We start from the raw sequence: 26569 nt of genomic DNA, 5'->3' as shown, positions 1-26569 counted from the left end.
CTTCATCACTGCAGCGATAGCCGTTTCAGCAGATGGCTCATTAGCGATTCATGCAGAAGCGGTGGATGCACAGGGGAATATTGATAGTGCTGATTCATCAGTAACCATTGATATTACACCTCCTGATATCACGACTGCTGCAATTGCAATTAATGCAATCACTGGAGACAATATTCTTGATGCAACGGAAGTATCAGGTACAGTCACATTGACTGGTACCTTGACGATTCCAGCTGATGCAGTAATAACTTCAGTTCAAGTGAATGTAAATGGAACCAATTACACCGCAGTGGTTGATCCTTTAACAAGTACTTGGAGCATAGGTGTTCTAGGTAGTCAACTTGCCGCCGATACAGATTTAACGATTGAGGCGACAGCAACCTTTACAGATATAGCCGGTAATAATAGTACGCTTCAAGACACACAAACCTATACGCTGGCCAGCTCTATCATTGCATTCGATAATTTTGATACGGCAGTACTTGCTCCTCAACCATTGCTGATTTCAGATGATGCACTACTTGGTAGCAAAACATACTTAGCACTTGTTTCACTTGCAGGGCTTGATTTACAACTCGGCTCTGAAGCAATCGGCTTTAGTGTGGCGGCAAATCAAGAAGGTAATGCAACATTTACCTATAGCGCACTCATCGGTGTGAATGCACTGGCTGATTACTCACTTGTGGTTCAGAAATTGGATCCAGTGACTGGTCAGTGGACTTCAGTGTATGGTGGTGGTCAAGCGGATATCATTAAACTGACTTTATTAGGTTCTACTCCAGGGGTAGCTCTAGATGGTCTTGAGGAAGGTCAATATCGTGCCTTTATGACCTATACAGGCCTTGCGGGTATCGGCTTACTTGGTACTTTAACTGCGACAATGGATATCTACGATACCACTCAAATTGGCGGATTCTACACAGAAACGGCTACGGGTAACGTGATTGTAGACCTCAATGATAGTGGTCAAGCTGATGTGGTTACTCCAACAACTGTGATTAATGCAGTAAATGGTCAACCTGTGTTAGCAGATGGTACTGTAATTACTGGTGCTTTCGGTGATCTGGTTATCAATCTCGATGGTTCATATGTTTATACACCGAACTCAAATGCGGCAGGGATTGGTCAAACTGATCAGTTTGTATATACCTTAAGAGATCCTGTAACGGGTGATACGGCTCAAGCGACATTGAACATCCAATTAAGCTCTGTGAAAGCAGCAGATAACCTTGCTGTCGCAGAAATTAATCCAGAAGCCTTGTTGGTTGCCGATGATGTTGCACTAGGTAGTGCAAGTTATCTAGCCGCAGTTTCTCTGGCTGGATTGAACTTACAATTGTTAGGTAATGCCACAATTGCCTTTAATGTCGATGCAGATCGTGAAGGTACAGCAACATTCACCTTCAGTGGTTTACTCACTGCAAATATCTTAAGTGATTATTCACTGGTTGTACAAAAATACGATGCAACGACAGGACAATGGATCTCTATCGGAGGCACTAATCCACAGGCGACATTGGTTGATCTATCCCTCATTGGTGGGGTGGCAACTGCTGTGATTGAAGGTCTGGAAGCAGGTCAATATCGTGCCTTTGTCGGTTATGAAGGCTTGTTGGGTGTTGGCTTAGGTGGAACATTAACAGGTACAATGGATGTTTATAATCCATATGTGATCGCTGGATATTCAGTTGATCCTATCTCTGGTAACGTCATTAAAGATGTTGGTCTAAATGGTGCTGTTGATGCAGCAAGTCACAATGCCATTATCTCAATGGTGAATAGTGATCCAGTAAGTGCAACAGGTACAACGACCGTTGTAGGTACTTACGGTACTTTGGTCATTGATCAAAATGGTAACTATACCTACACACCAAATGCCAATGGATTAAATCTTGGTAAAGTTGATGAATTTACTTATACCTTAAAAGATCCAGCGACAGGTAATACTTCACAAGCTGTTCTATATGTTCACTTGGATAGTAGTGGTGTCGATATGACTTGGAATCCAGCAGATCCATCTCAACCTGCTGTGATTACTGGTCCAGTGCCTGTAGATGCAATGGATAACGTTGCATCAGCTGAGATTGATCTGGTTTATCCAACGACTACTCAGTTCTTTGATAATGCAATCAGCTACAACTGGTTACTCGGTGTCGGTGGTATTGTGATCGGAACCAAAGAGGGTACAGCAACCTTCACAGTTGCCCCTGGACATGTCACTGAAGCAATCTTTGCTGTGAACTTCGGTTCAGTTGCAACGGTTGTCGATGGTTTACATGTGGTGTTAACCCGAGTTAATCCAGATGGTACGCGTACTGTAGTTGCGGATAGCTCGAATACAGGTTTACTTGATTTACTCGGTATCTTTGGTTCTGAAGTGAAATTCAAAGTGGATAATCTGGGTGCGGGTACTTATGAGTTGTTTATGGAGAGTAATACACTTCTTACAGCGCTTGGTAACGTCACTGCTGATATCACCTTGAATCATGGAGACATTACTCAAGTACCGACGTTGGTGGTAGATCCAATCACAGGTAATGTGCTTGCAGATAATAATTCAGGTGTGTATGGCCCTGGCTATACCCCAGACTATATTACGACCACAACGGTTGTGACTTCGGTGACAGCTGAAAATGGTAATACAGCGGGTGTAAGCACAGGCTTAGCGACTGTTATTGTCGGTGCATACGGTACCTTAACCATTAACTCAGATGGTAGCTATAGTTATCAAGCGACCGCGAATACTCTGAATATTGGTAAAGTAGATAGCTTTACTTATACCGTGGTGGACCCAGTCACAGGTCGAACAGATACAGCAAACTTACATATCCAAATTGGTTCGCCAGATGTGGATATTAATTGGAATATTGCTAACCCTGGCGCAGATGCTGTTATCCCTGCACCAGTAGCAAATGCAGACACCAATGATGCAACGATTAGTATGAAGCCAGTCACTGATGCGGCTGTCGATGTAGCAAGTGGTAACGTGACCATCGGTAATTTAGCTGGTTTCCCTCCACTTCCTGTATTGAGTAGTACGGTTACATCGAACCAATTTGTTATTGCTGCCAATACCGTGAATGATGTACATGTACAATTGAACTATACAGCATCATTGAGTCTATCTGTCCTTCCAACAGCTGGATATACGATTCAACAACTGGTCGGTGCGACATGGGTAAATACAGTTTATTCGGGTTCAGCGACAGCTTTGGCAGGTATTTTAGGTGCTCCAGCATATTCGGCTGATGTACCTCATTTATCTGAGGGGACTTATAGAGTTGTTTTCAGTCTATCTAGTCTTCTTCCTATTGGTGCAGTAACACTTGATTCTGTAGTGACAACCAAAGCAACACACTTGAATACTTATACACCAGACAGCTTAACAGATTGGATTCATGGCAATATCTTGTTAGGTGATACTGCGGGTGGTGTAGCCGATACCAAAGATGCTTCTCAGTTGTTGGTTGAAGTCTCACCGGGCAATTACCAAATTGCAGCAGGTCAAGCGATTAATACGGGTGAAGGTACATTGTATCTTTACAATGATGGTTCGTATTACTACAAAGCACTTGATAGTGCAGCGAATGCAACCTTTGACTCAATTAACTACAAACTGGTCTCTGTGACTGGTGCTGAGTCTACCAGCACATTAACCATTAACTTAAGTCAAGAGTTGAATAGCCTTGCAGTCAGTACTTCTGCAAATGATACCTTCACGCTCGGTAATGGCTCGGATACGTTGATTTATAACACTTTGACAGCTGCAAGCGTTAACAGTGCAACTGGTGGTAATGGTTTCGATACATGGACTGACTTCCATGTGGGTAATGTGGCGACCGATAGTCAAGCTGATAAGATTGATCTAAGTAATTTATTACTTGGTGATCCAACCAGCTTAACCATAGGTCTATATGTTTCGGTTAACTACGATGCGGCAACTCAAAATGCCACGATTAGTGTAGATCGTGATGGTTTAGGTCTCACTTATTCAAGTACACAGTTGTTGACACTTCATGTGGATGAACCAACTGCTTCATTAACGTTGAATGATTTGTTGAATAATGGACAAATCATTTACTAATCCAGATCCTTTCCTTTAAAAAAGAGAACCTTCGGGTTCTCTTTTTCATTTTGTGAAGGACGCAAAAATATGTGATATGGTGTGTAAAATACTTAAAAATTCTAAAAATTGAAGATATGACTATTACAACGATTTCGGCACTTGAACAATTGACACATTTGCTGAGTGAACAATTCTTTAAACAGGTTCAGCCACATATTGATGTCTCTAAAACAGTGGTTTTCTGTTCCTATGGGGAACACACGCAGCGCTGCCAAGTCTGGAATTCATCCTGTTCAGATTTTGCTGATATTCAACAACAATTATTTGATTTTACAGAGCAGCAATTCTCTGCAGCTGAAACGTTACCTTCATTTTTGAAATTTGATGTAGCTTTTAATATCCAGCAAGGGAAATGGTCTGATATTGAACAAACTTTAAAGAATCAGTTTCATAATAATCATTATCGCAAAGGGATTAGTTTTGATGCAGATTTCAAGCTTTGTTTCTTGGAGCAAGAGCTCTACGGCAAGGCAATTATTCGTGCGCTGAGCTATAAAAGCCCTAATTTTCTTGATGAGAAAAACTTAAATAGTAGCCTTTTAAGAAAATATCAGAATCAGCAACACAACATCAAAATTAAAGAACTTCAACAGCTGTGGACTTTTGATACTTATGCTGTGATTTATGAAGCAGGGCAGTTGATTCCTTTACACAGTCAGTTCACTGAAAATGGCGTGCGTTATCTACTGGAACCTAAAAAACAGCATTTTAAAAAAATGATTGCAGGGAATGCGCAATTTCTCTATCAGCAAATCCAAAGTGATGGTCGATTCGCGTATGGCTTTTTTCCTGCCTATGATCGTGAAATCCGCAGCTATAACACGGTTCGGCATTGTACTTCGGTCTATGCCTTACTCGAAACTTTAGTGATTCAATCACATCAAGCTTATATCGAAAAAATTCAGTCTGCGATTGATTATGCATTAAAGCATTTTTATATAGAGAAGCAGTCGAAATTGGCTTATATGCTGGATGGTAATGAGGCCACGGGGCTAGATGAAATCAAACTAGGTGCCAATGCGGCAGCGATTTTAATGCTCACAAAGTATCAGGAAATCACAGGGGATCAGTGCTATTTGGAGCATGCACAGGCCTTAGCCAATGGTATTTTATCGCTGGTTAATGATGCAGGTGAAACCACGCATGTGCTGCATTATCCAAGTTATGAGATTAAAGAAAAATTTCGCATCATTTACTATGATGGGGAAGCCGCTTTAGCCTTATTACGTCTTTATCAACTTCATGCAGAGCAAAAATTACTGCAAACCGTCAAATGTATGTTTGAACGATTCATTGAAAAAAAATATGATCGTTATCATGATCACTGGCTCAGCTACTGTAGCAATGAACTGACCAAAATTTGTCCCGAAGAAAAATATTTCCAGTTTGGCCTGAATAATTATTTAAGGCATCTGGTATTTATCCGTAACCGTAAAACGGCCTATGCCACTTTGTTGGAAATGATGATGGCAGCTTACCAAATGGTTCTCCGAATTCGAGCACTGGGTTTAGGACATTTGTTCGAAAAGGCACAGTTTGATGATCTAAAAAAGCTAATTGAGTTTCGGGCTGAGTTCCAGCGCACAGGATTTTTCTATCCGGAAGTGGCCATGTATATGGCACGGCCAGATAAAATCTTGAATGCCTTCTATGTACGGCATGATCGTTTCCGTGTACGGATTGATGACCAAGAACATAATCTTTCAGGTTATGTTGCTTATGTTCAGCATTTTGAAACGGAAGTTTGAGGGTGAAATTGATGAGTACACCTCAAGAAATCAAAATCATCAGCCAGATAGGCAATGAAAACTTCCAACATGCCATTTGGCAGACAGAAATTTCAGGGGATTGTTCAGCTTGGATTTTATTATATTTGGCTTTAGAGGCGGTGGTTGAAGGTCGGTTATTACTTGAAGATGGGATAATTATTGATGCGAATTTCCAAGCGAAGCAAAGTGATCAGCCGGATTTGATCTGGAGTTCAAGCAATTCCATTTTACAGTTGTTGCAATATCTCAGTTTTAGCCCAAACAATGCTGCACAACAGCTGCTGGGTTGCCACCTGTTTGGAAATTGGCAACAGGCAGAAATTGAAATCGCCAGTAAGGCAGAGCAGTTTGGATTGAACATTCAGTATCAATCTGTTGCGACCAAAAATACCCTGCAAAAACTCTATGGTTTGGCTGAATCCATCTTTAATCTGCCGATCGAATTGCTGAAGCAGATTTTTGTAAAAGTACTCAAGATCAATGGGCAGGAGATTGCTCCGATCCATTCATTATCTAGCTGTACACAACTGGATGCAGTGATTTATTTGACAGATCAACGTCGAGATAACTTTTTTTCTTATCGTCATGAAAATCAGAGCTTAGGTATTTTTCTACTATTAGATCAGCTCCATCGAATTGATCATTTAGCCCCGTATTATCATTATTTTCAACAAGGGCTATTGCCAACTAAACAGCTGCAAGCCAAAACTGAATGGATCAATATTCTTGGCGATACTTATTTGGGTGAGTTCTATACCGAAAAAAGAAAAAACAAAGGCATAGAGGATGCTTTGCAACGTTATGGTTATCGCCATTCTTTTGAAGCAATTAAATATTTTTTTGGCGCCGATGATATTAATATTGCTAATTTAGAAGCGGTTTTTAATCTTGAAGAAAATTCAATTTTAGCAGGAAGAAAAGACTATATTTTAGGGGCAAAAGCTCAGGAAACCTTAGCTGAATTTAAACGTATTCATATCAATACCTTATGTTTGGCCAATAATCATTTAAAAGATTATGGTGAAGCCAGCCTAAAACATACTTTAAGTCAGTTAGAGCGTGCCAATATTGATTTTATTGGGGCAGGTGAGAATCAACAACAGGCACATCAATGTCTAGAAATTAAAAATGATCAGGGGCAATGCTTGGCTATTTTTAATGGCTATTGGCATAGAAGAGCTGCCTATCAGGAGTATGATTTTTATGCACTCGGTAACAGTGCTGGGGTAGCCTGTCTCAATGCGATTTTATTCGAACAGCTGATGCAATACCGTTTGGCACATCCAACCCATAAAATTATGGTGATTTGTCATTGGGGTGTGGATTTTAAATCGATTCATCCTGAGCAAGAAAAACTGGCCAAGGTCCTGACTCAGATTGGGGCTGATGTGGTGATTGGCCATGGTGCTCATACCCTGCAACCAATTCAATCCATTCATCAAAAGCCAGTCATCTTTGGCATTGGCAATGGGGTATTTAATAGCAATGGTCATTTTGAAAAATATCAGGCCTTACCCTACGGGGCTGTGGTACGCATCAATTTAAAAGAATCCCGATTAAAACTCTATCCGATTTATACCCATAATCAGAAAACCTTTTGGCAACCGCATAGTGTTGATGAACTACAATTTGAACAAGCGAAAACCTTATTGACCTATCAATTAGATCCAGAAAATTACAGTGTGGGGCAGGATGATTTAGGCCATTATCTACAGTTCAACTTTTAAGGATATTGGTTGTAATTGTTGAGCATGATATTCAGCTGTTCTTTGTTAAATCCCAGATTACGTAAGCCTCCACTGCCTAAGCGACAATCATAACTGCTCATAATATTGGTTGGCGTGGTTTTGGTGGCTTTAGGTGAACAAACATGGCTGAGACCGAAGGCGTGTCCCATTTCATGGATACTGGCAGCTTGGGTTTGGTAATTCAGACGTTGCCAATCAATCAAAATAAATGGTTGTCCTTGATTGCGGAATCCCCAACTGGTGATATCAGCATCTTTTAATTTTTCACCATAAGAATCATAAATAATAAACAGCACTTCTTTGCTCTTTCGGCGAGGGAAGCAAGTTCTGACCGCACTTGGCAGATTGTCTGGAACAATTGCTTTCGCTTGGCTTAATTGGTTGGCGAGATCACATTTGCGTTTACTAAAATCTTGATAGGAATAATAACGATGAATTTTAAACTTAAAGATTTTTTGATTATTTTCATCGACAAAGTATTGGTTCAAGATTGCTAGTTCTTTATACATTTGTGCTTTACGATCTAGGGCTTTTACTTCTGGACGATTGCTGGTCACAATAAAACTGACATTGACCACAGGTAAATGGTCTGCATCTAGCGGATACTGATACGGTAATTTTTTTATCGGGGCTTTTTGAGTGGTACAAGATACGCTAAAGATCAGACATAATAGCGTCAGGGCAGTGATTTTTAACCGCATTTTTTGTTCTCTCAAATGGTCGCGTTTTAATTATTGTAAAGCTAGCTTTTCGCATGATTTTGATTATCTTAGCAGATTTTTGGAGCTTGTAAGGTGCAAGATACCAATGAACTACATCGACAAATTTTAGAAGTGATTGCCTTGATTCCTTATGGAAAAGTGGCAAGTTATGGGCAAATTGCCAAGTTGGCCGGTTTACCTAAACATCCGCGTTTAGTGGGTTATGTACTTAAGCATTTAGATAAAGATAGTGAGATCCCTTGGTATCGTGTGATTAATTCACAAGGAAAAATCAGTGTGACCCGAATCAATGAGAAAGGTGAAAATGTTCAGCAAAGTTTATTAGAAGCAGAAGGGATATACTTATTAAATGGCAAGGTGAGTTTAAAAATATTTGCTTGGCAGCCTTAAATCGTTTTGGACGAATTTGAATTAATATTGAAATTAGCTTACGGTTTATTTACAATCTGGATACATAAAGTTACATTGAAATAATTCTGGTATTTAAATGAAAAAACTGTCTGTTATTTTTGGGGTTGTCGCACTGAGTTTATCTGGGTGTGCAAGTATTATCTCGGGCAAAACACAAACCATGACGTTCCAAAGTACGCCAGAACTTAGTGATATTACAATTTTAAATCGTGATGGCAAGAAAATTCATGTTGGAAAAGCACCTATAACCGTGAGTCTGAATCGTGGGGCTGGTTTCTTTGTTCCTGAAAGATATACGGTTATCTTTGAAAAAGAAGGCTATGAAAAGAAAGAAGTCAAAGTTACTCCGAGCATGAATGGCTGGTATATCGGGAATATTTTATTTGGTGGGATAATTGGCTTGTTAATTATCGATCCTGCGACTGGGGCAATGTATAGTTTAAATACAAAAGATACCAATGTTGTTTTAAATGACTTAAAGAAAGAAAATCTTCAAGCTAATGCTCAATCATTAACAATCATTTCTACGAATGTGCTTTCTGAAGAAGTTTTAGAAAAAGCAAAACCAATTCAATTAAATACTCAGTAATAACACAATAAAAAAGCATGCTAAATATTTAGCATGCTTTTTTAATCTTTCTAAATGATTGATATAAATTATCAACGCACAATTAATACTGGAATGTGACTTTCTGCTAAAACTTTCTGTGCCACACTACCCAGTACAAATTGTTTAAAACCTGTTCGTCCATGAGAACCCATAATAATCAGATCTGCACCTAGGTTTTGCGCCGCACCAATAATTTCCTGATGGACTGAAAAGCCTTCTAAGACTTGAGTGGCGACGGTAAGCCCATGTTCTTCAAACTTTTGCTCAGCTTTCTTTAAATTCTCTTGAACATAGCCTCTGACACGTTCAATCAAATCATTGCTTTGTCCCATACGCACATAGGCATCGGCGAGATAGGGATCTAAGGTCATTACTTCAGCAACCGTGATTTCACTGTTTAAAGCCTTTGCGAGTTGAGCTGCTTCTCGAATGACATTTGCCGCAATTTCAGAGTCATCAATCGCCACTAAGATTTTTTGATAAGCCATGTTGGTTACTCCTTATACTTATGATTTTGCATTGAATTAGGTATTTAAAAATTGTTTAAATTACAAGCTATATTGTTATAGTAAACCTCTTTGGAGATAAATAAAACCTAGCATTTTTATAGGGATAGTTATTATTTATAGGATTATGGTTAAGTGCTGATTTTATTTAAATTACATGAAATTTCTACAAAAAAGAACATGGGTATAACCCTGATTTATCTGTGAAAATTCAGATTAACTTTGCTCGAAGTATTGGCGAAGGGCTTCTGTATTATCCGTCTGCAACTGCTCACGCATTTTTAAAATATGCTTTTCATCTAAGTCATAAAGTTTAAGGGAAAGCAGTTTTTCAATGTCTTGTTTAGTAAAACGATATTTGATGACTTTGGCTGGGACACCACCGACAATCGCATAGGGTGGCACATCTTGCGTGACCACAGCACCAGTTGCTACCACAGCACCTTCACCGAGTTTCACCCCTTGCATGATCATAGCACGGCTGCCAATCCAGCAACCATCGGCAATAACTGTATCCCCAGCAGGTTGAAAGCTACGTGTATCAAAAGGAAAGGTTGAAATCCAGTCAGGGCGGTGCAATTGGTTGCCACCCATCATAATCACGCATTCCGCGCCAAAGCAGACAAAGTTACCGATATGCAGCTGATCGATTGGCTTTTCAGGGGTTGAGGCTTTGTCATGTAGATAGCGCACCACACAGCGTTCAAAACCCTGATCCCAGTAAGCTGAATAATAGGAGTAATTGCCTTTGATATGGATATTGGGATTGTTTACCGTTTTAGCAATAAATTCGAACTCGCACCAGTGTTTAACAGGAGAGTTGATGAGTGGATCCATATCTAGACAAAATATTAAAAGAAAGCCGTGGCATTATAGCTTTTATATCTGGAGAGAGTGCTAGTTGGAGAAAAATTTCCAAAGCCAAGTAAACAAACGTTGAATTTGATTGGGAAATACAAAGCCTAGAACTGCACAAAGCAGAGCTGTATTAAAAATAATGAGCACAGAACTGGTCGTAGAATTCACATGAAGTCCCCATGTGATGGCAATCCCAATACCCAGAATAATTCCTGCAATTGCATAGATCAATGCACTTATGAGTCGATCTTGCATTCTTTATCTCATTGTTATTGTATTTAGAAATAGGATGCCTGAAACAAAAGAACTCTTCAAATGATGAAGAGTTCTTTAATCACTTAATCAGGTGGATAAATTAGATATATTCCACACTCACGATTTCGTATTCAACTTCACCTTGCGGTGTTTGAATTTTTGCTTCGTCGCCTTCGTTTTTACCTAGAAGACCACGTGCAATCGGTGAGTTCACTGAGATTTTATTGATTTTAAAATCTGCTTCATCATCACCGACGATTTTATAAGTCTTACGTTCTTCGGTATCAAGATTTTCAATCGTTACAGTCACGCCAAAGACAACGCGGCCATTTTGCTCAAGGGTTTTGACATCAATTTCTTGTATTGCGCCCAGTTTACCTTCGATATCCTGAATACGACCTTCGCAGAAACCTTGCTGTTCACGCGCAGCATGATATTCAGCATTTTCCTTTAAATCACCATGTTCACGAGCTTCAGCAATCGCTTGGATAATACGTGGGCGATCCACTGTCTTGAGCTGTTGTAATTCTTTCTCTAAGGCAACCTTGCCTTCGGGAGTCATAGGATAACGTTGCATTCTGGTCCCCTCTAAATTGGTTGGGAAAATACAGGATTAAAAAAAGAAAAAGCCCGCCACCGATAAGGTGACGGGACTTTATCGGTAGAGAATTAACCTACAGTTTGTAAATCTTGCAAGCGGTATACATCCATTGGCAATTTCACAGCAAATGCTTGGCAAACTGCTTCTGCGCCGTTAATCGTGGTGGTGTAATACACCTTGCCTTGGAGGGCAGCACGACGAATCATGGCAGAGTCATATTGAGCTTGTTTGCCTTCAGTTGTGTTGACAATAAGATGAATTTCACCATTTTTCAAGCGGTCAACAATATGTGGGCGACCTTCGGTCACTTTATTGACTGCTTCACATTCAATACCTGCTTCTTTTAGTACGCGATGTGTACCGTTGGTCGCAACAAGTTTGAAGCCATATTCGATCAACTGTTTCGCGATGTTGGCAATGTATTTTTTATCTGATTCACGAACCGATAAGAATGCATGCTTCACTTCACCTTCAGTTGGTAAGCCTGGTAAACGTTCATTTGAACCAAGCACTGCTTTATAGAATGCTTCGCCGAATGTTTTACCAACGCCCATCACTTCACCTGTAGATTTCATCTCAGGCCCAAGCATTGGGTCTACGCCAGGGAATTTAGCGAATGGGAACACCGCTTCTTTAACCGCAAAATGTGTTGGAATGATTTCTTGAGTGAAACCTTGTGATTCCAACGATTGGCCCGCCATACAACGTGCCGCAACTTTTGCTAAAGAGTCACCAATACATTTAGAAACGAAAGGAACGGTACGTGATGCACGTGGGTTCACTTCAAGGACATAAATGTCGTTGCCTTTAACAGCAAACTGAACGTTCATCAAACCAATTACGCCAAGTTCTTTTGCCATTGCAACGGTTTGACGGCGCATCTCATCCTGAACTTCTTGAGAAAGCGAGTACGGAGGAATCGAACATGCTGAGTCACCTGAGTGAATACCTGCTTGTTCAATGTGCTGCATGATACCGCCGATCACAACGTCTTTACCGTCAGATACGCAGTCCACGTCAACTTCAGTTGCATCGTCAAGGAAACGGTCAAGCAGGACAGGGGCTTCATTCGACGCTTGTACTGCTTCACGAAGGTAACGTTTAAGCTCTTCTTCGTTATACACGATTTCCATTGCACGACCACCCAATACATAAGATGGACGAACAACTAGTGGATAACCCACTTTAGCTGCTTCTGAAATACCTTCTTCAGCAGATTTTACAATGCTGTTGTTTGGTTGACGAAGCTGTAGACGTTGAATCATTTGTTGGAAACGTTCACGGTCTTCTGCACGGTCAATTGCATCAGGAGATGTACCAATAATTGGTGTACCTGCTTCTTCCAAAGCACGTGCCAATTTCAAAGGTGTTTGACCACCATACTGTACGATCACGCCTTTAGGCTTCTCGGTACGTACGATTTCAAGTACATCTTCAAGTGTTACAGGTTCGAAGTATAAACGGTCAGATGTGTCATAGTCGGTTGAAACCGTTTCAGGGTTACAGTTCACCATGATGGTTTCATAACCGTCTTCACGCATTGCAAGTGCAGCGTGTACACAGCAGTAGTCAAACTCGATCCCTTGACCAATACGGTTAGGACCACCACCAATGACCATGATCTTGTCACGGTTTGATGGATTTGCTTCACATTCTTCATCGTAAGTTGAATACATGTAAGCAGTACCCGATTCAAACTCGGCTGCACAAGTATCAACACGTTTGTAAACTGGATATACACCCAAGTTCCAACGTTGCTTACGGAATTGCTTTTGTGAAATACCCATCAAGTCAGCAATACGCAGGTCAGATAAACCTTTGCGCTTGAATGAACGGATATTGTCCGCGTTTAAGTCACCAAAGCCCAATGCTTTCACTTGTGCTTCAGTTTTAATGATGTCTTCGATTTGGATCAAGAACCAACGGTCGATCTTGGTCGCTTCAAATACGTCATCTAAAGAGAAACCATGACGGAATGCATCAGCAACATACCAGATACGCTCTGGACCAGGAACTTTAAGTTCTTTTAGGATGATGTCTTTGGCATTGGCAGTACCAGCTTCAACTTTCTCGTCAAAGCCACTAACACCCACTTCAAGACCACGAAGTGCTTTTTGTACAGATTCTTGGAAGTTACGACCAATTGCCATCACTTCACCCACAGATTTCATCTGAGTCGTTAATACTGGCTCAGCTTGTGGGAATTTTTCGAAGTTAAAACGTGGAATCTTAGTGACAACATAGTCAATCGATGGTTCGAAAGATGCTGGTGTAATACCGCCAGTGATGTCATTTTTCAATTCATCAAGGGTATAACCTACGGCAAGTTTCGCTGCGATTTTTGCAATCGGGAAACCTGTTGCTTTAGACGCAAGTGCAGATGAACGAGAAACACGTGGGTTCATCTCGATCACAACCATACGACCGTCTTTCGGGTTAATACCGAATTGAACGTTCGAACCACCAGTCTCTACACCGATTTCACGAAGAACTGCAACCGATGCATTACGCATCAATTGATATTCTTTGTCTGTCAATGTTTGCGCAGGTGCAACCGTGATTGAGTCACCTGTGTGTACGCCCATTGGGTCAAAGTTTTCAATCGCACAGACGATGATACAGTTGTCGTTTTTGTCACGAACAACTTCCATCTCGTATTCTTTCCAACCAATTAACGATTCATCAATCAATAATTGTTTGGTTGGAGAAAGATCGAAACCACGTTCACAGATTTCTAGGAATTCTTCGCGGTTATAAGCAATACCACCACCTGAGCCACCCATTGTGAATGATGGACGGATGATGACTGGGAAGCCAAAACCTGCTTGGATTGCCAAAGCCTCTTCCATTGTTTCTGCAATGGCTGCTTTTGGACATTCCAAGCCAATTTTACGCATTGCGATATCAAACAGTTTACGATCTTCTGCTTTTTCAATCGCGTCTTTTGATGCGCCAATTAGTTCTACATTATATTTTTCGAGAACGCCGTGCTCATCTAAGGCAAGGGCACAGTTCAATGCCGTTTGACCACCCATGGTTGGGAGGACTGCATCTGGGCGTTCTTTTTCAATGATTTGTGCAACTGTCTGCCAAGTGATTGGCTCGATATAGGTCGCATCCGCCATTGCAGGGTCAGTCATAATGGTCGCTGGGTTAGAGTTCACCAAAATAACGCGATAACCTTCTTCACGAAGCGCTTTACATGCTTGCGCACCAGAATAGTCAAATTCGCAGGCTTGACCAATGACAATAGGACCAGCACCAATAATTAAGATGCTTTTAATATCCGTACGTTTAGGCATTATTCGCTCCGTAATTACTTCTTAGCTGCTTCGATAAGTTCGATGAAATGATCGAACAATGGGGCACAGTCATGTGGACCAGGGCTGGCTTCAGGGTGGCCCTGAAAACTGAATGCTGGTTTGTCAGTGCGATGAATACCTTGGTTTGTACCATCAAACAGTGAGCGATGTGTCACTTTTAAGTTTGCAGGTAAAGTACTCTCGTCAACAGCAAAGCCGTGGTTTTGAGAAGTAATCATCACTGTACTTTCCTCAAGGTTTTGTACAGGATGGTTAGCGCCGTGGTGACCATGATTCATTTTCATGGTTTTCGCGCCAGAAGCGAGAGCCAAAATTTGGTGACCCAAGCAAATACCGAATACAGGTAGATTGGTTGTATCAACAATGGTTTTCACTGCTTCAATTGCATAATCACATGCTGCTGGATCACCAGGACCATTTGATAAGAACACGCCATCTGGATTGAGTGCGAGCACTTTTTCAGCAGGGGTTTGTGCAGGAACAACAGTCAATTTACAACCACGGTCTGCAAGCATACGTAAGATGTTGGTTTTGACACCATAATCGTATGCAACAACATGAAATTTTAATTCTGGTTGAGTGAAACCTTCGCCCAAAGTCCAAGAGCCTTCAGTCCATTCAAAACCTGTTGGATCACAGCATTCTTTCGCAAGATCTAAACCGTTTAAACCACCAAATGCACGTGCTTTTGCAATTGCTTCTTCTTCTGTAATATTTTCGCCAGCAAGGATGCAACCATTTTGTGCACCTTTGTCGCGTAGAATACGAGTCAATTTACGCGTATCAATATCAGCAATCGCAACAACATTATGTTGTTCTAAATATTCACTCAGTGATTGTTCAGCACGGAAATTACTATGTAATAAAGGCAGATCACGAATAATTAAACCATTCGCCCATACTTTATGGATGCGACCTGATTCAACGTCTTCACTATTACAGCCAGTATTTCCAATATGAGGATAAGTCAACGTCACAATTTGTTGTGCGTAGCTTGGGTCGGTCAAAATTTCTTGATAACCAGTCATGGCAGTGTTAAAAACGACTTCACCAGTCGTACTACCCGATGCACCGATAGACGTTCCTTTAAAGATCGTTCCATCTGCGAGGGCTAAAATGGCGGGGGTGCTCAAACCAAAGCTCCTGAACTAAGACCACAAAAATAGGGCTGTAAAAAAGCGAGAAGACATAAAAAAAGGCAGGCCGTCTTTAAAAAAACATGCCCCTCCTTCCAGTCTGCTCGCTTGTAACTTAACAGCGCATTATACGCATGAGTCCGTGAAAAGTCTATGTGTTTTATTTATTAAAGTCAGAATTTACCAATTTCTTTTATAAGCATTCGCTGGGCAGTGTCTATTGCAAAATCAATCATCCTTCTATCGATATCATGAGATATTATGCAAATTGTCAGACAATTTTTTTTGTGTTTGGGATGTGGCCGTTTTATCTTATATCTAGCCAAAAAATCAACAATCAATAAAGAGGGTAATCAAAATGGCTGAGAATCAAACGACACCTGCAACTGCTGAAGAAGTAAAAACTGCTGTAGTTGAAAAAACCACGAAAGCGAAAGAAGCTGTTGCTGAAAAGACTGCTGAAGTCAAAGAAGTGGTTGCTGAAAAAACTGCAAAAGCGAAAGAGGTTGTTGCAGAAAAAACAGCGAAGGCGAAAGAAGTGATTGCAGAAACTCAAGAGCAAGCCAAAGAAGTGATTGCAGAAACTCAGGGTCAGGTAAAAGAAGTTTTAGCTGAAACTCAAGAAAAAATTGAAGCTGAAGCGAAAGAATTGAATCAAAACATTCAAAACCAGCTGACTCAAATCAAGCAAGATCTTCTAGAGCGTATTGAAGTGATTAAGACTCAACTTAATTCATCGCAAGGTAACTTACTTGAACTTAAAAATGCATTGAAAATTGAATTAAATGCATTGATTGAAGACCTGACCAAGGTAAGCAAAGAACTGAAAGATGACATCAGCCAGATTTCAGTGAAGCACAAAGATACATTAGTGGGTAGCTTTAAACGCACTAAAGAACAAGCGGTTGAAGCTTGGAATAAAGTACGTGCTAGCTAATTAATTGCAGGCATAAAAAAAGCGAGAATTTTTCTCGCTTTTTTTATTTTTAAATTTAAAACTGATGTAACCAATCACGTTTGTTATGAAAGTCAGCTTGAGGGCTACTGTGTTGCATCGCAAAATACTGCATACCTTGCGTAGTTTCCAGAACAGCAGTCAAACCAAGATATATGTCAGCCCATTTTAATTCATGCTCGCGCATAAATTGCGACAAATCTAAACTGACATTTAAGCCATAATGGGTGCGCTGTAAATGATTCAATTCAATGTCATATGCTGCAATCGGCGGCATATTTTCAGGAAAACGGTATTCTTCAAATTGATAAACTTGCCAAGCCTGAGAAGGGGAAAGGTTGATTTCACGATAGAAATCTTGATCTTTCACACCGACAAAAATTTCAAAGCAAGTGTGTTCCCATAAAAAGTCTTGACGTGGATGTGCTGTGACTTGATTTGGGTAAATCAGAAATTGATTTGGGTCACGAACCCAAAAACCAACATTTAAGGTTGCTGGTGTTTGTTGTTCAATCGCTCCAACGACCGTAATGGCACTAAAGCGATCAAAGGCAGACAGTTCATAACTTGCCATCGTAATTACTTATTATTTAAATGAGCAAAACGAACCAAGTTAGACAGGTGTTGGTTTTGTTTCGCTGCTTTTTTATAGAGCAAAACAATTTTACCAATTTTCTGTACAGATTCTGCACCAGTTGCTTCAACAATCGCGTCAATCACTGCTGCACGTGCGTCACGATCTTCACCTGCAATTTTGACTTTGATGAGTTCATGATCATTCAGCGCACGATTTGTTTCTTCAATGACGTTTTCTGTAAGACCTTGGCCACCAACCATTACCACTGGATTAAGTGCATGACCAATTTGACGTAAACGTTTACGTTCATGGATAGATAAAGCCGCCATTAAAAATACCTGATTGGAAAAACGACCTAGTATAACTTGCATCCCGATTCTAAGATAGATTCAGAAGACAAGCACTTGAAACAAATATGTGAAAATTGCTGAAATATCCAATGATGATGATCGAAAAAAATCTGTAAAAGTTCGTGTGAATGAAGTACATCCGTACTGTAATGAGAGTAATTTTCACGTACAATGACTCATCAGAAGTTTTTTGAAATTTAGTGAGTTATGGCGACACGCATTACCAATCAAAAATTGTCTAAAAGCAGTCGTGTGTGGATGCGAGAGCACTTAGATGACCATTTTGTGAAGAAAGCACAAAAGGAAGGTTATCGCGCACGCGCGGCATATAAGTTACTTGAAATCCAAGAAAAATATAAAATGATCAAACCTGGGATGACGGTTGTCGACTTAGGCGCGGCACCAGGTAGTTGGTCGCAAATTGCAGGTAAATTGGTCGGATCAAATGGTTTAGTGATTGCTTCAGATATTCTAGCAATGGATGCTCTTCCAGATGTGACCTTCTTGCAAGGTGACTTCCGCGAGGAAGAAGTTTTCGAAAAATTGTTAAATATTTTAAATGGGCGTCAAGTAGACGTTGTAATTTCAGATATGGCCCCCAATACATCAGGTAATAGGGCTGTTGATCAACCGCGTCAAATTTACTTATGTGAATTGGCTTTGGATTTTGCTCAGAAAGTACTCGGACCCAACGGACAGTTTCTTGTTAAAGTGTTCCAAGGTTCAGGATTTGATGAGTTCAGAAAACAAGTGGTCGATGGTTTTGATGTATTAAAAACAGCCAAACCTGCGGCTTCACGTGCTCGATCGAAAGAAGTTTTTTTGATTGGTCAAGGTCGTAAAAAGGCATTGCAATAAAAGTGTACTTGCCAAGTTGTTAAAAATTGTGCATTTTGTACCTTTTAAGTTTTTTGCAACGCAAATTCATTGCTGTTTTTGTGAAGGTCAGCCAAGATTAGGTATGATCAAATTAGATTGATATGGGAATAAAGCCTTGAGCGATTACTTCAAGAATGCCGTATTGTGGCTCATCATACTCGGTGTTCTGATTTTGATTTTTAGCAACGTCAGTGACCGCAATAAGCCTGCAGCGATGAAATATTCTGATTTCGTTGCAGCGGTGAATGCTGGGCAAATTAAACAAGTCACAATTGACGGTTTAAATATTAATGGTGAAAAAACCAATGGCTCTGCCTTTGAGACGGTTCGTCCTCAAGTAGAAGACACTGAGTTGCTACCAAGCTTGAATAAACAAAATGTAGTTGTTGAAGGCACAGCGCCACAACGTCAAGGCATTTTGATGCAACTTCTCATTGCGAGTTTCCCTGTATTGCTCATCATCTTATTATTCATGTTCTTCATGCGTAATATGGGCGGTGGTGCAGGTGGCAAAAACGGTCCTATGAGTTTTGGTAAGTCAAAAGCAAAAATGTTATCTGAAGATCAAATCAAGTTAACATTTAGTGATGTTGCAGGCTGTGACGAAGCAAAACAAGAAGTGGTTGAAATCGTTGATTTCTTAAAAGACCCTGCTAAATTCAAACGCCTTGGTGCAACCATTCCACGTGGTGTACTGATGGTTGGTCCTCCTGGTACTGGTAAAACATTATTGGCGAAAGCCATTGCTGGCGAAGCTAAGGTTCCATTCTTTAGTATCTCTGGTTCTGACTTCGTTGAAATGTTTGTTGGTGTCGGTGCATCTCGTGTCCGTGACATGTTCGAGCAAGCAAAACGCCATGCGCCATGTATCATCTTTATTGATGAGATTGATGCAGTTGGTCGTCATCGTGGTTCGGGTACAGGTGGTGGTCATGATGAGCGTGAACAGACCCTGAACCAAATGCTTGTTGAAATGGACGGTTTTGAAGGCAATGAAGGCGTGATCGTTATTGCTGCAACCAACCGTGTTGATGTATTGGATAAAGCATTGCTTCGTCCAGGCCGTTTTGACCGTCAAGTAATGGTGGGTTTACCAGACATTCGTGGTCGTGAACAAATCTTGAATGTTCACTTGAAGAAACTTCCTTCTGTTACAGGTGTAGATCTTAAAGTTCTTGCACGTGGTACGCCAGGATTCTCAGGTGCGCAACTTGCAAACTTAGTCAATGAAGCTGCATTGTTTGCTGCTCGCCGTAATAAAAATACGGTAGATATGCATGACTTTGAAGATGCAAAAGACAAGATCTACATGGGTCCAGAACGTAAATCGATGGTGATTCGTGAAGAAGAACGTCGTGCGACGGCTTACCATGAAGCTGGTCATGCGATTGTTGCTGAAATTTTGCCAGGTACAGACCCTGTGCATAAAGTAACGATCATGCCACGTGGTTGGGCGTTGGGTGTGACTTGGCAGTTGCCTGAGCAAGACCAGACCAGCCATTATAAAGATAAGATGTTGAATGAACTTTCTATCTTGTTTGGTGGTCGTATTGCAGAAGAAGTATTCATTAACCAAATGTCGACAGGTGCATCTAACGACTTTGAACGTGCAACCAAAATGGCACGTGCAATGGTAACTAAGTACGGTATGTCTGATCGCCTTGGTGTGATGGTATATGAAGATGAAAACCAAAATGGTTTCTTCGGTAATGTGGGTAGCCGTACGATTTCTGAAGCAACTCAACAAAAAGTTGATGAAGAAGTACGTCGTATCTTGGATGAACAATATAAAGTTGCACGTGACATCTTGGAAAATAACAAAGATATCGCACATGCGATGGTAAAAGCCTTGATGGATTGGGAAACAATCGATCGTGACCAAATCCGTGACATCATGGAAGGTCGTGAGCCGCAACCACCTAAAGTTTATGTTGCTGAAAATCCAGTGGCTGCATTTGAACCGCCGAAAGATGGTCCATCTACTCCACCACCATTACCAGCAATGGGCTAATCAAAGATAAAATAAAAAGAGCGACTTCGGTCGCTCTTTTTTTGTCTCAATTTTGGCCTAAACTGAAAATAAATCATCAACGTTCTAGAGGCGGTCTTGTTAAAATAAGCCTGTCAAAGTAGGAAGAGTCTTGATCATGCAGTTGATGCCCTTATCACAATGTCAGTTACAGTGTGGCCGTTTTAGCTTAGACCTCTCCCAACCCCAAGTGATGGGGATTTTAAATGTCACGCCTGATTCATTTAGTGATGGTGGGCAACATCATCAAAAAGACCAAGCTATTCAACATGCATTGCAGATGATGCAAGATGGTGCCAGCATTATTGATATCGGTGGCGAGTCGACTCGTCCGAATGCTTCAGCAGTTGCATTGGAAGAAGAAATTCGTCGTGTGATTCCTGTGGTTGAAGCATTATCTAAATACGATGTGATCATCTCGATTGATACCAGTCAGCCAGAAGTGATGCGTGCAGCCGTTCAAGCAGGAGCGCATATCTGGAATGATGTGCGTGCATTAACTCGCCCACAGGCCTTAGAAACGGCTGCTGAATTAAATATCCCTGTGGTGTTGATGCATATGCGCGGTGAACCCACCAATATGAACCAGTTGGATCAATATCAGGATGTGACCGAAGAGGTAATTTACGAGCTACAACAACGCTTAGATCAGGCGATTGCAGTTGGGGTGAGAAAAGAAAATATTATTATCGACCCTGGTTTTGGTTTTGCCAAAAATGCACAGCAAAACTTTCAATTACTGAATGAGTTCTGGAAGCTTAATCAAATGGGCTATCCGATCTTATCAGGCTTATCACGGAAACGTTTTATTGGTGAAGCCTTAGATGGTGTGCCTGCACAGGAACGTGTTGTGGGGAGTGTAATGGGGCATCTGTTGAGTATTCAGCAGGGGGCCAGTATTGTTCGGGCGCATGATGTTAAAGCCACCAGCGATGCGATTAAAGTCTGGAACAGGATGCAAAATCATTAAGCTTGTATGCGTCAGTAGGGCCCAAGGGCTCTATTGACTTGCTGAATCAGATTAAATATAACAAATGTATAATGAAGATGAGTAATATTAAAAATGGAAAATAAAACAATCACATATAAAAGTTTATGGGTGTTTGCCCTGATTCTGAGTCTTGGTTTCATTGTTTCTGCCGGTGTGATGGGTTATGCGCTTAAACAGTTTAATAGCACAAAAAATTCAATTACAGTCAAAGGCTTAGCTGAAAAGCCGATTCAAGCCGATTCTGCACGTTGGGAAATCAACTTACAAACCAACCACACTTCTGACACGATTCCAGAAGCCTATCAATTACTTGATCAACAAATGAAAGCATTACAGGCCTTCTTTGTTGAACATGGTTTTAAAGCAGCGGATATGCAACTCGGGAATAAGCGTTCTGATTCTTATTATGAGGAAGTCGATACGGGTGAAGGACGCACCAAGCGGGAGTTTAAAGGTTATATCGCCTTGCAATCTTTGGTGATCAGCAGTCGAGATATCAAGAAAATAGAACAGGCGGCAAAAGATGCCTATTTACTGGATGAAAAAGGCATTGCGATTGAGCAAAAACCTGAATATCTGGTGTCGAATTTAGAAGAAATCAAAATGTCCTTGATTGCCAATGCCACCAAAAATGCCTATAGCCGAGCCAATGAGTTTGCCAAAGTCGGTGGGGTAAAGGTTGGGATGATGCGTTCAGCCAGTCAAGGTGCATTTTATATTCTGCCTGAAAGTGGTTCTGACGATGACAGTGATTATGGGGGCGCTTATGACAAAGCCACCATTAATAAAATTGCCCGTGTGGTGGTCACCATTAATTATGCGATTGAATAGTGTTTCAGTCTTGAATTGAGCCAAGCTCCTCTAAATTAAATAGATCGAAGGAAAGATACATACAAATACCATGTATCTTTCTTTTTTTGCATACAATCTTTGAATATCACCTTCATTTGAAAAGACAAAATAGAATTTAGGAATTTAAGCATGCACCAATCCACAAAAATATTAACACTAAGTTTGCTCAGTTGTATGATCATGGCTTGTAGTAGTCATGTCAAACAGAATGACCAAGTGATGATTGAAACAACGATGCCTGTATCGCCGTCACCGATTACCCAGTCAAATCAAGGCTTGGCTCAGACGCGTAAAATGATTGCACCTGCATCTTATATTGCAGTGATGCCAACGATGGAGAGACCACGGTTAGAGCAAAATACTGAAAAATACCAAAAAAATGAGGTCAATCCAGTTCATCGCGTGGCGGATCAAGCTGTTTCAACTTTTAGTATTGATGTGGATACGGGTAGTTATACCAATACCCGCCGTTTTTTGAATGATGGTCGTTTGCCACCTGTTGATGCGGTTCGTGCTGAGGAGATGATCAATTATTTTGATTATCAATATCCACAGCCGAATAGCATTCATCCATTTTCTGTCACCACGGAAACTGTAGATTCGCCTTGGAAGGAAAATGCCAAGCTGATTAAGATTGGTATTCAGGCTAAAGATCTCACCACCAAACAATTACCTCCTGCCAATCTGGTATTTTTGGTGGATGTCTCAGGTAGTATGGATGCGCCTGATAAGTTACCTTTAGTCAAACAAACCCTGCGTTTACTCACCGAGCAATTACGTCCTCAAGACAAAGTCACCATTATTACTTATGCCAGCGGTGAAAAACTGGTTTTAGAGCCAACGTCTGGAAATGAAAAAGACAAGATTTTAGCCGTGATTAATGCCTTGCAGGCAAGCGGAGCAACCGCGGGTGAACAAGCGATTCAACTGGCCTATAAACAAGCTGAAAAAGCTTTAGTGAAAAACGGAATTAACCGAATTTTATTGGCGACAGATGGTGACTTTAATGTAGGCATCACTGACTTCAATACCTTAAAAGGCATGGTTGCTGAGAAACGAAAAAGCGGGATCTCGTTAACGACTTTAGGTTTTGGTACAGGTAACTATAATGAGCAGCTGATGGAACAACTGGCAGATGCTGGGGATGGTAATTACAGTTATATCGACAATAAGAATGAAGCGAAAAAAGTAGTACAGCGTCAGCTTTCCTCGACATTGGCAACCGTTGCTCAGGATGTCAAAATTCAGGTGGAATTTAACCCTGCAACGGTGAAAGAATATCGCCTAGTCGGTTATGAAAATCGGATGCTAAAGCAGGAAGATTTCAATAATGATAAAGTTGATGCCGGCGATATTGGGGCAGGCCATAATGTCACAGCAATTTATGAAATCATTCCAGTTGGTCAGCAAGGTTGGCTCAATGATTCACGTTATCAGGAATCTTCGAAAACAGATACAGCAAAAAAGTCTGAATATGCTTTTGTAAACTTGCGCTATAAATTACCAAACCAAGAAAAAAGTATTTTGCTCAATCAAGCGGTGAAAGCTGAAAGTAAAACCCTTGCACAGGCCAATAATGATACCCGTTTTGCCATTGCGGTGGCATCTTATGCCCAGCAGTTAAAAGGGGGACAATATAACGGTGCCATGGGCTGGGATCAAATTATTCAGTTGGCACAACAATCTGCCAAGCCTGATCCCTATCAAATGCGTGAGGAGTTTGTCGAACTTGCGAAAATTGCCAAAAGTCTGAGTGCGAAAAAAGATTAAACATCATTTAAAAAAAGCGGTTAGAAAAAACCGCTTTTTTTATGACTTAATATCGTGATTTTGGCTAAATTATGTTATAAGCATGGCGTTTTATTGGCATATTATTTTTTATGTTTGAAAATTTACTCCTCCCCATGTTTGACGATGAATATTATCCCGATATTCTCGTTGCCGAAGTGAAACAGCATATCCAGCAGTTTTCAAAAAAGGTCAGTCGTACCGATCTATCTGAAACGGAAATCTATCGTTATGCACATCAGACTATGATTGAAATTAACGAAATGAAGCCGCAGTTTGAAGATTTGGAATCAAGCTTGGATGACACCGCTGCAGATTATATTGCTGAAGCGATGATGATGGTGGTGCAAGATGTCGGCTACCTAGATGTTGAAATGGAAGAATTGATTGCCAATCGAGAGTGGTAAATTTCACTCTCGTTGGTTTTTATAATAACAACAATTAATTCGCAGCTGCTCCATGCCAAAGTTTTGGTAACACAATTTGCCCTGAAATCCATGCTTCAATTTTAGGCTGTTGTATTTTTTGATAATACAGACTTTCGCTATTGATCAATAAGCCTAGCGTATCTCCCTTATTGAGTTGTCCATACACACTCGGTAATTCGATGCTTTGTGTTTTGCTATTTTGAGCCGCTAAACCCAATCGAATCTGATCGTAACTTTTCTTCTTCGCTGGATTAAACGGCACAGTTTGATCATTTAAAATCGTATATTTCCCTGTTATCTTTGATTTGATCGCAACTGAGATAAATAAGGTTGCATCTGCATATTCAGGCGTTGTTTCCATATTTAAGGAAATAACTGGCGAACCTGCCATCGATGCTGATTGCTGTGCTGTGTGAATCGGTATAAATACCGCTTGGCTTGCTGTCGGTGCGATCCATGTTTTTTTCAGATCGTAGCTGGTTACAGGTTTAAGATCGGCAAAATGATTGACAGGGCTTTGATCGACACATAATTCAGGTAATGATTCGGCTGATGGTTGATCTTTTAGCTTCTGGTTAAACCAAGTCAAAATGGTTTTTTGTAGATTGTACTGCTGTTGATTGCCACAGCGAACCGATTTGCCAATATACCAAAAAGGGGTAGTGCCTAAGGGAGAGTGCTGGGTAAAGGGCTGTAAATGGCCGCCTTGTACCCCAATCAAATGCACTTCATGTTGCGCCTGTTGGATACATTGAGCTGCTTTAATTCCTTCATTAAAAGGAAAGAGCACATCTCTGAAGCCTTGAATAATTAAGGCATCTGCCTGAGGGGCTTGATTGTGACTGCAAAACCAGCTGGCTTGATGGGTGTTGAGAAAATCATAAGTCGATTGCTTTAATTGACCTTGCTGCGTATCCAGATAGGCCTGTTTCAATTCAGGATCAAATTTATTCCAATTCCACCAGTCACCTATTAGATTGAGGAAAGCAATCCAGTTACTTTTAGGCACGCCATTGGGGGCGAGGCTATGCACAATGTCATACCACGTGGTAATCGGTACAATCGCCTGTAAGCGTGGATCTAAAGCTGAAGCTAGATATTGCACTCCGCCCGCATAGGATTCACCAATCATACCGGTACGGACGCCGTTTTGATTTTTGGTTAGTTGCGGCAGGTTTTTTTCTGCCCAGTTCATAATGGTGATGACATCTTGCGCTTCTTTTTCTGGATCAGTCAGACGAATTTTACCCTGACTGTCTCCATGCCCACGTTGGTCATAGCTAATTACCCAATAACCATTCTGCCAAGCGGTTTTTGCCACTTGCCCTGTTGGCAAAAGAAAACCATATAAACTGAGTTCAGGCCGTTTCATTCGAGACAGACCAAAGCCATGGGTATGTAAAAGTAATGGAGCTGTTTGACTGGATGTTAAATGGGGTTGATACACGGTAAACGCGAGTACCGTGCCATCAGCTGCAGTGGTTTTGGCTTGATAATAGCGCTGCTTGAGTTCTGTGGTTTTAAGCGTTATTGAATTGGGCTGTGTCGTCGCATGTACACAACCCTGTAACACCAATACCAGACTACAGCAAAGCCATAAAACGTAAGAACGCATCGATTATTTCATCCTTGAACAAATCTTTGAGATGTCACGC

The 26569-nt window shown here is 40.9% G+C and carries 22 protein-coding genes; 12 read left to right on the top strand and 10 right to left on the bottom strand.

Annotation, left to right across the window (positions count from 1 at the left end):
• The 3 genes from A7P54_RS08535 to A7P54_RS08525 all read left to right on the top strand — a co-directional run.
• Window positions 1–4084 (top strand): BapA/Bap/LapF family large adhesin (locus tag A7P54_RS08535; protein WP_171549309.1); only part of this gene is annotated, 4084 nt, incomplete at its 5' end.
• Window positions 4085–4200: 116 nt separating this feature from the next.
• Entirely contained in the window at window positions 4201–5874 is a 1674-nt protein-coding gene (locus A7P54_RS08530; protein WP_171549308.1) for a poly alpha-glucosyltransferase, read from the top strand.
• Window positions 5875–5885: 11 nt separating this feature from the next.
• Window positions 5886–7622, top strand: a complete 1737-nt coding sequence (locus A7P54_RS08525) for a CapA family protein (protein WP_171549307.1) — start codon at window positions 5886–5888, stop codon at window positions 7620–7622.
• Here A7P54_RS08525 and A7P54_RS08520 read toward each other — a convergent pair.
• Window positions 7619–8344: a metalloprotease gene (locus A7P54_RS08520; RefSeq protein ID WP_171549306.1), complete on the bottom strand. Its 726-nt coding sequence runs from the start codon at window positions 8342–8344 to the stop codon at window positions 7619–7621. The two genes, A7P54_RS08525 and A7P54_RS08520, sit on opposite strands and share 4 nt — an antisense overlap.
• A gap of 93 nt (window positions 8345–8437) precedes the next feature.
• Here A7P54_RS08520 and A7P54_RS08515 point away from each other — a divergent pair, with 93 nt between their 5' ends.
• Entirely contained in the window at window positions 8438–8755 is a 318-nt protein-coding gene (locus A7P54_RS08515; RefSeq protein WP_171549305.1) for an MGMT family protein, read from the top strand.
• Window positions 8756–8852: 97 nt separating this feature from the next.
• Window positions 8853–9365, top strand: coding sequence for a hypothetical protein (locus A7P54_RS08510; protein ID WP_171549304.1), 513 nt, complete (start codon window positions 8853–8855; stop codon window positions 9363–9365).
• Between the two features lie 71 nt (window positions 9366–9436).
• Here the strand turns inward: A7P54_RS08510 and A7P54_RS08505 are convergent, their stop codons facing one another.
• The 6 genes from A7P54_RS08505 to carA all read right to left on the bottom strand — a co-directional run bounded on the left by A7P54_RS08505 (window position 9437) and on the right by carA (window position 16062).
• Window positions 9437–9874: a universal stress protein gene (locus tag A7P54_RS08505; protein WP_171549303.1), complete on the bottom strand. Its 438-nt coding sequence runs from the start codon at window positions 9872–9874 to the stop codon at window positions 9437–9439.
• Between the two features lie 234 nt (window positions 9875–10108).
• Entirely contained in the window at window positions 10109–10729 is a 621-nt protein-coding gene (locus tag A7P54_RS08500; protein WP_171549302.1) for a CatB-related O-acetyltransferase, read from the bottom strand.
• A gap of 60 nt (window positions 10730–10789) precedes the next feature.
• Window positions 10790–11005 carry a hypothetical protein gene (locus A7P54_RS08495; protein ID WP_171549301.1) on the bottom strand — a complete coding sequence of 72 codons (216 nt, stop codon included), beginning with the start codon at window positions 11003–11005 and terminating at the stop codon, window positions 10790–10792.
• A gap of 100 nt (window positions 11006–11105) precedes the next feature.
• On the bottom strand, window positions 11106–11582 hold the full coding sequence (gene greA / locus A7P54_RS08490) for a transcription elongation factor GreA (protein WP_033134318.1): 477 nt from the start codon (window positions 11580–11582) through the stop codon (window positions 11106–11108).
• A gap of 92 nt (window positions 11583–11674) precedes the next feature.
• The gene (gene carB, locus A7P54_RS08485; protein ID WP_171549300.1) at window positions 11675–14908 is read right to left on the bottom strand and encodes a carbamoyl-phosphate synthase large subunit; all 3234 of its coding nucleotides are present in this window, start codon (window positions 14906–14908) and stop codon (window positions 11675–11677) included.
• A gap of 14 nt (window positions 14909–14922) precedes the next feature.
• Window positions 14923–16062, bottom strand: coding sequence for a glutamine-hydrolyzing carbamoyl-phosphate synthase small subunit (gene carA, locus A7P54_RS08480; protein WP_171549299.1), 1140 nt, complete (start codon window positions 16060–16062; stop codon window positions 14923–14925).
• Window positions 16063–16423: 361 nt separating this feature from the next.
• Here carA and A7P54_RS08475 point away from each other — a divergent pair, with 361 nt between their 5' ends.
• The gene (locus A7P54_RS08475; protein WP_171549298.1) at window positions 16424–17002 is read left to right on the top strand and encodes a hypothetical protein; all 579 of its coding nucleotides are present in this window, start codon (window positions 16424–16426) and stop codon (window positions 17000–17002) included.
• A 55-nt stretch (window positions 17003–17057) separates the two neighbouring features.
• Here A7P54_RS08475 and A7P54_RS08470 read toward each other — a convergent pair whose 3' ends face one another.
• Complete coding sequence (locus tag A7P54_RS08470) at window positions 17058–17594, bottom strand: DOMON-like domain-containing protein (protein WP_005202000.1); 537 nt, start codon at window positions 17592–17594, stop codon at window positions 17058–17060.
• Between the two features lie 5 nt (window positions 17595–17599).
• Window positions 17600–17926, bottom strand: a complete 327-nt coding sequence (yhbY, locus tag A7P54_RS08465) for a ribosome assembly RNA-binding protein YhbY (protein WP_004651934.1) — start codon at window positions 17924–17926, stop codon at window positions 17600–17602.
• Between the two features lie 228 nt (window positions 17927–18154).
• On the opposite strand from yhbY, the gene rlmE reads away from it, so the two are divergent.
• From rlmE to A7P54_RS08435, 6 genes are all read left to right on the top strand, one after another.
• On the top strand, window positions 18155–18805 hold the full coding sequence (gene rlmE / locus A7P54_RS08460; RefSeq protein ID WP_004801593.1) for a 23S rRNA (uridine(2552)-2'-O)-methyltransferase RlmE: 651 nt from the start codon (window positions 18155–18157) through the stop codon (window positions 18803–18805).
• A 136-nt stretch (window positions 18806–18941) separates the two neighbouring features.
• Window positions 18942–20837 (top strand): ATP-dependent zinc metalloprotease FtsH, encoded by a 1896-nt coding sequence (ftsH, locus tag A7P54_RS08455; protein WP_004801591.1) that lies wholly within the window; start codon window positions 18942–18944, stop codon window positions 20835–20837.
• Between the two features lie 136 nt (window positions 20838–20973).
• Window positions 20974–21825, top strand: a complete 852-nt coding sequence (gene folP / locus A7P54_RS08450; RefSeq protein ID WP_216077064.1) for a dihydropteroate synthase — start codon at window positions 20974–20976, stop codon at window positions 21823–21825.
• Between the two features lie 93 nt (window positions 21826–21918).
• The gene (locus tag A7P54_RS08445) at window positions 21919–22677 is read left to right on the top strand and encodes an SIMPL domain-containing protein (RefSeq protein ID WP_016543042.1); all 759 of its coding nucleotides are present in this window, start codon (window positions 21919–21921) and stop codon (window positions 22675–22677) included.
• A 150-nt stretch (window positions 22678–22827) separates the two neighbouring features.
• Window positions 22828–24468: a VWA domain-containing protein gene (locus A7P54_RS08440; protein WP_171549297.1), complete on the top strand. Its 1641-nt coding sequence runs from the start codon at window positions 22828–22830 to the stop codon at window positions 24466–24468.
• A 110-nt stretch (window positions 24469–24578) separates the two neighbouring features.
• Window positions 24579–24893 (top strand): DUF5713 family protein, encoded by a 315-nt coding sequence (locus A7P54_RS08435; RefSeq protein ID WP_004801585.1) that lies wholly within the window; start codon window positions 24579–24581, stop codon window positions 24891–24893.
• A gap of 34 nt (window positions 24894–24927) precedes the next feature.
• Here the strand turns inward: A7P54_RS08435 and A7P54_RS08430 are convergent, their stop codons facing one another.
• Window positions 24928–26529, bottom strand: coding sequence for a CocE/NonD family hydrolase (locus tag A7P54_RS08430; RefSeq protein WP_171549296.1), 1602 nt, complete (start codon window positions 26527–26529; stop codon window positions 24928–24930).
• Window positions 26530–26569 lie beyond the last annotated feature (40 nt).

Source organism: Acinetobacter sp. Ac_3412, from assembly GCF_013072675.1.
In the GTDB taxonomy this organism is placed as follows: Bacteria; Pseudomonadota; Gammaproteobacteria; order Pseudomonadales; family Moraxellaceae; genus Acinetobacter; species Acinetobacter higginsii.
Note: the sequence above shows the minus strand (reverse complement) of the source record. Positions and strands in the feature narration are given on the sequence as shown.

Bases quoted from the DNA above. Each gene is read 5' to 3' on its own strand.
- A7P54_RS08525 (WP_171549307.1), top strand. From the start codon at position 5,886: ATGAGTACACCTCAAGAAATCAAAATCATCAGCCAGATAGGCAATGAA.
- A7P54_RS08440 (WP_171549297.1), top strand. From the start codon at position 22,828: ATGCACCAATCCACAAAAATATTAACACTAAGTTTGCTCAGTTGTATG.
- A7P54_RS08475 (WP_171549298.1), top strand. From the start codon at position 16,424: ATGGCTGAGAATCAAACGACACCTGCAACTGCTGAAGAAGTAAAAACT.
- yhbY (WP_004651934.1), bottom strand. From the start codon at position 17,926: ATGGCGGCTTTATCTATCCATGAACGTAAACGTTTACGTCAAATTGGT.
- A7P54_RS08445 (WP_016543042.1), top strand. From the start codon at position 21,919: ATGGAAAATAAAACAATCACATATAAAAGTTTATGGGTGTTTGCCCTG.
- A7P54_RS08495 (WP_171549301.1), bottom strand. From the start codon at position 11,005: ATGCAAGATCGACTCATAAGTGCATTGATCTATGCAATTGCAGGAATT.
- A7P54_RS08510 (WP_171549304.1), top strand. From the start codon at position 8,853: ATGAAAAAACTGTCTGTTATTTTTGGGGTTGTCGCACTGAGTTTATCT.
- A7P54_RS08470 (WP_005202000.1), bottom strand. From the start codon at position 17,594: ATGGCAAGTTATGAACTGTCTGCCTTTGATCGCTTTAGTGCCATTACG.
- folP (WP_216077064.1), top strand. From the start codon at position 20,974: ATGCAGTTGATGCCCTTATCACAATGTCAGTTACAGTGTGGCCGTTTT.
- A7P54_RS08430 (WP_171549296.1), bottom strand. From the start codon at position 26,529: ATGCGTTCTTACGTTTTATGGCTTTGCTGTAGTCTGGTATTGGTGTTA.
- greA (WP_033134318.1), bottom strand. From the start codon at position 11,582: ATGCAACGTTATCCTATGACTCCCGAAGGCAAGGTTGCCTTAGAGAAA.
- rlmE (WP_004801593.1), top strand. From the start codon at position 18,155: ATGGCGACACGCATTACCAATCAAAAATTGTCTAAAAGCAGTCGTGTG.
- A7P54_RS08500 (WP_171549302.1), bottom strand. From the start codon at position 10,729: ATGGATCCACTCATCAACTCTCCTGTTAAACACTGGTGCGAGTTCGAA.
- carB (WP_171549300.1), bottom strand. From the start codon at position 14,908: ATGCCTAAACGTACGGATATTAAAAGCATCTTAATTATTGGTGCTGGT.
- A7P54_RS08520 (WP_171549306.1), bottom strand. From the start codon at position 8,344: ATGCGGTTAAAAATCACTGCCCTGACGCTATTATGTCTGATCTTTAGC.
- A7P54_RS08435 (WP_004801585.1), top strand. From the start codon at position 24,579: ATGTTTGAAAATTTACTCCTCCCCATGTTTGACGATGAATATTATCCC.
- A7P54_RS08505 (WP_171549303.1), bottom strand. From the start codon at position 9,874: ATGGCTTATCAAAAAATCTTAGTGGCGATTGATGACTCTGAAATTGCG.
- A7P54_RS08530 (WP_171549308.1), top strand. From the start codon at position 4,201: ATGACTATTACAACGATTTCGGCACTTGAACAATTGACACATTTGCTG.